We start from the raw sequence: 7,394 nt of genomic DNA, 5'->3' as shown, positions 1-7,394 counted from the left end.
TCATCGATTTTGATTTCAGAGTATTGTTTTACCCAGCGGCTGATGGCTGTGAGGGAGATGCCGTATTCTTTTGCAAGCTGTGTTTGCGTCTTACCATTTTGATGGAGCGTGACAATGCTCTTCTTGAAATTTTCATCATATTTTTTGGTGAAGTTGACATACAAATACCTCCTTGTAGGGGGTGTAAAAAATGATATCATATTTTATATTTTCTGTCTACTTTTTTAATATAACACCACCACAACCATTAAAAACGAGATTGGAGAATTTCTAAATAAAGTATCAGATGCAAATAACCCATCTACAGATGAAGTTATATCAAGAATTAAGCATAGAATAAATCCAACCCTATTTTAGAGTTAAAACAAACGGAGGAATTGAAATGAGTGTAAACTATAAAAAATTATGGATTTTACTTGCGGAAAGAAGCTTGTCAAAAGTTGATTTACGAAAAATGGCAGAAATTACTCCCGGAATACTTACAAAACTAAATAAAAACGAAGTGGTTTCTTTTACAATGCTTTTGAAAATCTGCGAAGCACTCAAATGTGACATTGGTGATATTGTGGAAGTTATACACACGGAAAATAACAAAAAATCAATCAAGTAATTCGTATATTGCGGTGGTGAGCCTAAATTTATACAGCGGCTGTGCGTGCCGCCTTTAATTCTCATTTTCGGTCTTACCGATAAATCTGTAATAAATTTCTATCGGCATTACCTTTTCGCCGTTTTCGTCCGTTTTTTCGTGAATGACGATTTTGTCAATAAGGCGGTTTAACAAATCTGCCGTGAGCTCTTTAACGGGCGAATACCGTTCTATCAAATCTGCAAAATCCTTTGCCGATTCGGTTTTCTGCTCCGTCCTTGATAATCTCGTCTGAATTTCATCATAACGGCTTTTTAATTCCTTTTCCTCTTTTTCAAGGCTTGCGGATATTGAAGCGTAACGCTCATTTGATATGCGACCGAAAACCTTATCCTCATACATTGTCTGCAAAACTTTGCTTATCTCGTCAAGCCTTTGCGTTATTCTCTGTATTTCCTTTTTAGATAACGCACTTTCGCCGCTTTGCATATCGTCCGTACTCTGAACAAGCCTTTTTACATACGCCGACTTATCCTCTTTTGACAGCCGTATATGACGATTAATATCGTTAAGCACAATGCTTTTCAAATTCTCAGCGGTGACAGAATGGTTTGTGCATACGTTTTTCCCTCTGTGAACATACAAATTGCATTGATATTTAGCGGTATTTGTTACGCTGTTTTCCTTTTTGTAGACAAGGCTTGAGCCGCAATCGCCACAGAATACCAGCCCCCGAAAAACATTATCGGGATTTAATTTGTTTTGCGGCTTTTTGACTGCAATACGCTTTTGAACGGTATAAAATGTTTCCTTGTCAACAAGCGGCTCGTGCGTGTTTTCAACCCGTATATGTTCGCTTTCGGGGCGTGCAATCAGCTTTTTGTCCTTAAAGGATTTTGAGGTAAATTTAAGGCTTACCATATTGCCGATATACACCTCGTTTGACAAAACATCTCTGACCGTTGTCTGAAACCAGCTGTACGGATATTTCACCTTTTTGTTTTCACGCATAACCCCGTCTTTATTTCGGACATAAGCGCCGGGCGTGGGAATATGCTCCTTTTTTAATGCAGTTGCGATAGCACAGCACGATTTGCCGTCCAATGCCATTTGAAACATACGCTTAACGATTTCAGCATTCTCATCTGGAATTAACTTATGCTTATCCTCCGGCGATTTTCTGTAACCGAACGGAGCAAACACGCCCGTAAATTCGCCTTTTAACGCTTTGGTTTTATACGAAGAACGGATTTTACGGCTAATATCGCGTGCATACCATTCGTTGATAATATTTTTGAACGGAGCAAATTCGTTATCACCTGTGCTGCTGTCAACATTATCGTTTACGGCGATAAAACGAACATCATATTTCGGAAACATAATCTCGGTGTAATAACCCGTCTGCAAGTATTCGCGTCCAAGTCTTGACAGGTCTTTTACAATAACCGTGCCTACATTTCCGTTTTCTATCTCGGTTATCATTTCCCGGAAGCCTTTGCGTTCAAACGTTGTGCCGGAAACACCGTCGTCTATGAAATACTTGCAGTTGGTGTGTCCGTTTTCGTTTGCAAAATGTTCAAGCATTGCCTTTTGGTTTTGTATGCTCATACTGTCGCCGCCCAAATCATCATCTCGGCTTAACCGGCAGTAAAGAGCCGTTATTTTATTAAATTGCTGTTTCTTATTCATTGATTCCTTCCTTTCCGAACAGCAATTTAAGATATTGTGTATTTTAATTATACCGTGCCTTTGAAAACATTTCAATGCCTAATCAAAAATTTCTGTTCTGAATATATCTTTTTTTATCGGTTTATGGTATAATTGTATAATAAGAATCAGTAAAAAACATTGACCGTAAATTGACTTGAAATTGAGTAAAAAGGAAGTGAAATTTTAATTATGAGAATATGCGATTTCTGCACGGCTGCAAAAATAATACTTGATTTTGTTGCAGTCGGCAAAAGTATAAGCCAGCTTGATTTTATGTACGACTTATTCAAGGACTTTATCGAAAGCGACGAAGGTCTTGACTTTGATTTCGACAACGGGCTTGTGTGCCGTTGGCTGAACGGAACGGCGAAAATAAGCTCTCGCCTTACAAGCTATTATTCCGCAAACGGAAATATTGAGGCAATGGCGATTGACATTGAACAAAATATTTTGCCCTTGCTTTATGATAAATTTATGGCGGCAGAGGAACTGTATCATATTTTGATGAACGATACGACCGTATCGGCAAATCTAAAAAGTGAACTTACAGAAAATTATCCCTGTAACAATGATATTGACCTTTCAAATTTCATAAGCCGCGTACTGTTATTTACAATGAGCAGGACATTTATAAAACACGATGTCAAAACGAAAGAATTATTATCAACGGGAGCGCTCTCACCCATTGTGAAAGATTACATCTATGACATTGTACCGAAGCCCTGCCGTCATTTCTGCGGACGGGAAACCGACCTTGAAAATATACACGAATTACTGAAAGAAAACGATAAAATATTTTTAACGGGAGTTGCGGGCATAGGCAAAAGTGAGCTTGCCAAAATGTATGCCGAAAAATATAAAAAAGAATATACGAATATTTTGTATTTACGGTATGGCGGAAACTTAAAACAGATGATTGCAGACTGCGATTTTGCCGACGATACGGAAACCGACGCTGACAGCCGTTTTGAAAGGCACAGCCGATTTTTGAAAAGTCTGAAAGAGGACACGCTGATTATCATTGATAATTTTGATATTGTCCCCACGCCCGAAAGCGGCTTTGACGATATTATGCAATACCGCTGTAAAATTCTCTTTACAACAAGGTGCAGATTTTCCGAATACACGGAATTTGAGGCTTTGGAAATGCCGCAAAGTACCCTTGTCGGGCTTGCCGGAAAATTCTATGACAAAACCGAACAGAAAATTGAAATTGTAACGCAAATCATTAATGAGGTACACCGTCACACTCTGTCAGCCGAGCTTGCCGCCCGTCTGCTTGCATGCGGAATATTAAAGCCGAAAAAACTGCTTGCGGAGCTGAAAAAATTAAAAAGCATACTGCAAAGCGAGGATAAAATAAATATCGTAAAGGACGGCAGAAACCGAAAGGCAACCTATTACGAGCATATCCACAGACTGATGTATATTGCCGGACTTGACGGCGAGTGCGGCGAAATATTAAAATGTATGACCTTTGTTCCCGACGAGGGCATAGATCCAAGGCTTTTTGCACGATGGCTGAACTTAAAAAATCTCAACAGCCTTAACCGGCTAATAGAATACGGAACGATAAAACGAAATGAATTACACAAAATCACCCTGCACCCTCTGATAAGGGAAATCACGCTTGACGATAAAAAGCCGAGTATTTCAAACTGCGAAATTTTTATCGCCGGCATACATAACCTGTGCCTTATGCACGGAGCAGACCTGCCGTATCACAATACAATGTTTAAGGTAATTGAAAATATAATCCTGCTTGCAGAAAAGGACGATACGGACAAATACAAGATATTCATAAAAGACGCATTTGCGTATATGGAAAAGTACGCATATCAAAGCGGAATGAAGCTGATTATTGCAGAGCTTGAAACAATGGCGCATAACAATGATGACCGTGCTTTGCTTTTTGATTATAAATCGGCGTATGAGCACATCTGTAATCAAAACATATCCGCCGCTTTGGAATATGAGCTGCAAGCCGTAAATTTATGCGATGAAAATACAAATCCGCACCTTGCCGCCAATATCTGCGCTAATATGGGCGGCTTGTATCACGCAACAGGCGATATGTTAAATGCGAAAATATATATGGAAAAGGCATATTATATTTTAACAGAAAATAACTTGCAGTACACAGCCGACAGTATCGCTCAAATCTGCAATTATGCCAACCTTGCCGCAAACTTAAGCGAGCCGGAAAAAGCAATAATGGCATTAAAGAAATGCACCGAATACACGGAAGAAAACAGCGGTATTTATGCGGAGCTTTTATGGAATACAGGTATTATATATTTGCAGATGGACGATAAGGCAAACGCCGTACCGTATTTGAAAAGGGCATTGAATATCTATGCCGAAATTTATGAGGACGAGCCGGAGCTTACGCAGCGGAAAATATCCGAACTGCAAGACGCTGTTTCCGCATACGGAATCAATACACAAAATTTAATATCGGAAAATTAGTCAATTTACGCTCAATTTGCGCTCAATGTAAAACGGCCTCTTTTCCTGTAAACTGAAATTACAGTTTGCAGAGAAAGGAGGCTTTTTTATGTTCAATAATAAACCGAGAGCAGCGCCTATCGGAAACGCATACCGCAGAAAATGCGGCAAGATTACATTTATTGTTTCATCATTCGGAAATCCCGATACGAAACAAACGGCAGACGATTTGATTTTATCAATGCTGAAAAACAAGGTAAAGGAGCGAAAAGCAGTATGACAGAGGACGAGAAAAAATTATTGCAGGAAAAGCACAGATTGGAAGAAGCAATCGCCCGTGACAGAGTAAAGGAACGCAAGGCGAGAACGCACAGGCTTATCGTTGAGGGTGCGGCTTTGGAAAAGGTTTTACCCGAAATAAAAACGGTAGAAACCGATAATCTGGAGGAATTTTTGCATCGGTATTTTACGGAAAATCTGATGTAAAAGCAATTTATTTCAAGGGGATTTCTATGCGAAAATCCCCTTAATTTCCCTATAAAGGCGCGCTTACTCACCACTTGACCGCAGGTCAAGTGGTGGTACTTGCCGTTGGCAAGCCGTGCGCTCTTGCAGAGGGCAAGCAGACAACGCAAAAATCGCATTGTCTGCTATGGTCGGCATATCTGCTTTACCGCAGATAAATTGAAACAACAGCCTTATTTCAATTTGGTACAAAGTTGTACCGCCGACCAAAGATAAAACCTGCTTCACAGCTTTTATCTCAAATGTGCGTTATCTGTCATACATCTTCCGCCCACTTTCTTTTTGAAAAAAAGAAACAAAAATGTCACGCAACAGGACGGATTTTATCAAGTAAAATCAACTGTTTTCGGGCTTGCTTTCGCAAAGGTAATATATACCACTTAAAGTCCCCGAAAACAGCTGTCTATTGCGTGACGGAAAGGGAAAATCGCTATGGCAATTTATCATTTGGAAGCGAAGGTCATAAGTCGGGGTGTCGGCAGAAGTGCCGTTGCAGCTTCCGCATATATGAGCTGTTCCAAGATTTTCAACGATTATGACGGAGTGCAGCACGATTATACGAGAAAGCACGGTCTTGTCTATGAACAGGTGCTGCTGCCACCGCAAGCTCCGCCGGAATGGCAAGACCGAAGTGTGTTATGGAATGCCGTTGAAGAAGCCGAGAAAACAAAGGACAGCAGGCTTGCACGGGAATTTGTTGTTGCCTTGCCTGTTGAGCTGAGCAGAGAACAAAATATATCCTTAATATCCGAATATGTAAAGGACAATTTTGCAGCAGACGGAATGTGCGCCGATTTCTGTATTCACGATACGGACGGACACAACCCACACGCACATATTATGCTGACCGTCCGACCGCTTGACAAAAACGGCAAGTGGCAGAGCAAAACCGAAAAAGAATATTTGTGCGTTAAAAACGGTGAGGAACGGGGTTTTACATCAGCCGAGTTTAAGGCAGCACAGGCTGACGGCTGGGAAAAACAATATCAGTATTTTGTCGGGAAAAAGAAAGTATATATGCCGCCGTCACAGGCAGAGGGGTTGGAGCGTGTTTCAAAATATCCGAAAAGCACACGCTACGGCAGACAAAATCCCATAACGGAGCGTTGGAACAGCGAGGAGCAGTTGCAGATATGGCGAAAAAATTGGGCTGGTATTTCAAATAAATATCTTGAACTTGCAAAATCCGAAAGCCGTATTGACCACCGAAGTCATAAAGCAAGGGGCATTGATGAACAGCCGACAATTTATGAGGGGATTTCCGCAAGGATAATCGAGAAAAAAGGCGGTGTTTCCGAACGGTGCGAATTAAATCGGCAGATTAAAGAGGACAACCGTATTTTGCGTGAAATCAAAAAACGGATAAAGAAGCTGACGGAGGCTGTTAAACGCACCCTGCCCGCCGTTGCGGAAACGCTTGAAAAATTACGCAGTACAATGATTCATTGTCGGTATGTCATAAATTTTGCGGATAAGTGGAAAACCGCAAAGACAGCAGAAGCCGCAAGGCTGAAATTTCACTGCGATGATTATTCTGAAATCATCGCTGAATTAAAATCAAAAATCAGCGAGCGCAAGCAGAAACAGGACGAAAAGGCAAAAACGCCGCCGATTAAGATTTTCAGGCATAAGGAATTAACGCAAGCTGTCAATGAACTGTCGGAGCAAATTGAGGAATTGCGTACAGAGAAAAACACGGTTTTAGCAAACCTCAATACAAATGATATTCAGACAGTTAAGAGTAAACTAAACGATATTCAAAAAGCCGTTCCCATTATGGAAAGACACTCAAACGAAAGCAAAACAAGGCTTGACAACGCTCAAAAGGAATATGCCCAGTTAAAGGAACAGGCACAGGAATTTGATACGGAAGAATTACAAGATTTGCGTTATGACATCAGACCACAGGCTGAAAGTGAAACAATATCCGAACTGCAAAAAATTTACGGCAATTCATTTTCAAGAGAAATCTTTAATACCGCAAAATCCGAAACCGATAAAGCCATAGGTGAAGCAGACAGGTATTCCGTACGCAAACGGCTTGAAAATTACAGAAACAAGAAAAGTGTGCAAAAAACCGAAAATATCCGCCGTAAACAAGAAAAAGAAAATGAACGGTAAG

General features: G+C 40.5%; 7 protein-coding genes. 5 read left to right on the top strand and 2 right to left on the bottom strand.

Annotated features, from left to right (window positions below):
• The coding region (locus KQI32_RS13665; protein ID WP_216424839.1) for a helix-turn-helix domain-containing protein at positions 1 to 200 on the bottom strand (200 nt) is incomplete at its 3' end.
• Positions 201 to 382: 182 nt separating this feature from the next.
• Between KQI32_RS13665 and KQI32_RS09525 the strand changes: the two genes are divergently transcribed.
• Complete coding sequence (locus KQI32_RS09525) at positions 383 to 610, top strand: helix-turn-helix transcriptional regulator (RefSeq protein WP_216424838.1); 228 nt, start codon at positions 383 to 385, stop codon at positions 608 to 610.
• 54 nt (positions 611 to 664) lie between these two features.
• Here the strand turns inward: KQI32_RS09525 and KQI32_RS09520 are convergent, their stop codons facing one another.
• Entirely contained in the window at positions 665 to 2,278 is a 1,614-nt protein-coding gene (locus KQI32_RS09520) for a recombinase family protein (protein WP_216424837.1), read from the bottom strand.
• Between the two features lie 210 nt (positions 2,279 to 2,488).
• On the opposite strand from KQI32_RS09520, the gene KQI32_RS09515 reads away from it, so the two are divergent.
• The 4 genes from KQI32_RS09515 to mobQ all read left to right on the top strand — a co-directional run bounded on the left by KQI32_RS09515 (position 2,489) and on the right by mobQ (position 7,393).
• Positions 2,489 to 4,768 carry an Archaeal ATPase gene (locus KQI32_RS09515; protein WP_216424836.1) on the top strand — a complete coding sequence of 760 codons (2,280 nt, stop codon included), beginning with the start codon at positions 2,489 to 2,491 and terminating at the stop codon, positions 4,766 to 4,768.
• A gap of 88 nt (positions 4,769 to 4,856) precedes the next feature.
• Positions 4,857 to 5,027: a hypothetical protein gene (locus KQI32_RS09510; RefSeq protein WP_216424835.1), complete on the top strand. Its 171-nt coding sequence runs from the start codon at positions 4,857 to 4,859 to the stop codon at positions 5,025 to 5,027.
• Complete coding sequence (locus KQI32_RS09505; RefSeq protein ID WP_216424834.1) at positions 5,024 to 5,233, top strand: DUF3847 domain-containing protein; 210 nt, start codon at positions 5,024 to 5,026, stop codon at positions 5,231 to 5,233. The genes KQI32_RS09510 and KQI32_RS09505 overlap by 4 nt, the downstream gene beginning before the upstream one ends.
• Positions 5,234 to 5,704: 471 nt before the next feature.
• Positions 5,705 to 7,393: a MobQ family relaxase gene (gene mobQ, locus KQI32_RS09500; RefSeq protein ID WP_216424833.1), complete on the top strand. Its 1,689-nt coding sequence runs from the start codon at positions 5,705 to 5,707 to the stop codon at positions 7,391 to 7,393.
• Position 7,394: the final 1 nt, after the last annotated feature.

The sequence above is a fragment of the Acetivibrio sp. MSJd-27 genome (genome assembly GCF_018918095.1).
Classification (GTDB): Bacteria; Bacillota; Clostridia; order UMGS1840; family HGM11507; genus HGM11507.
Note: the sequence above shows the minus strand (reverse complement) of the source record. Positions and strands in the feature narration are given on the sequence as shown.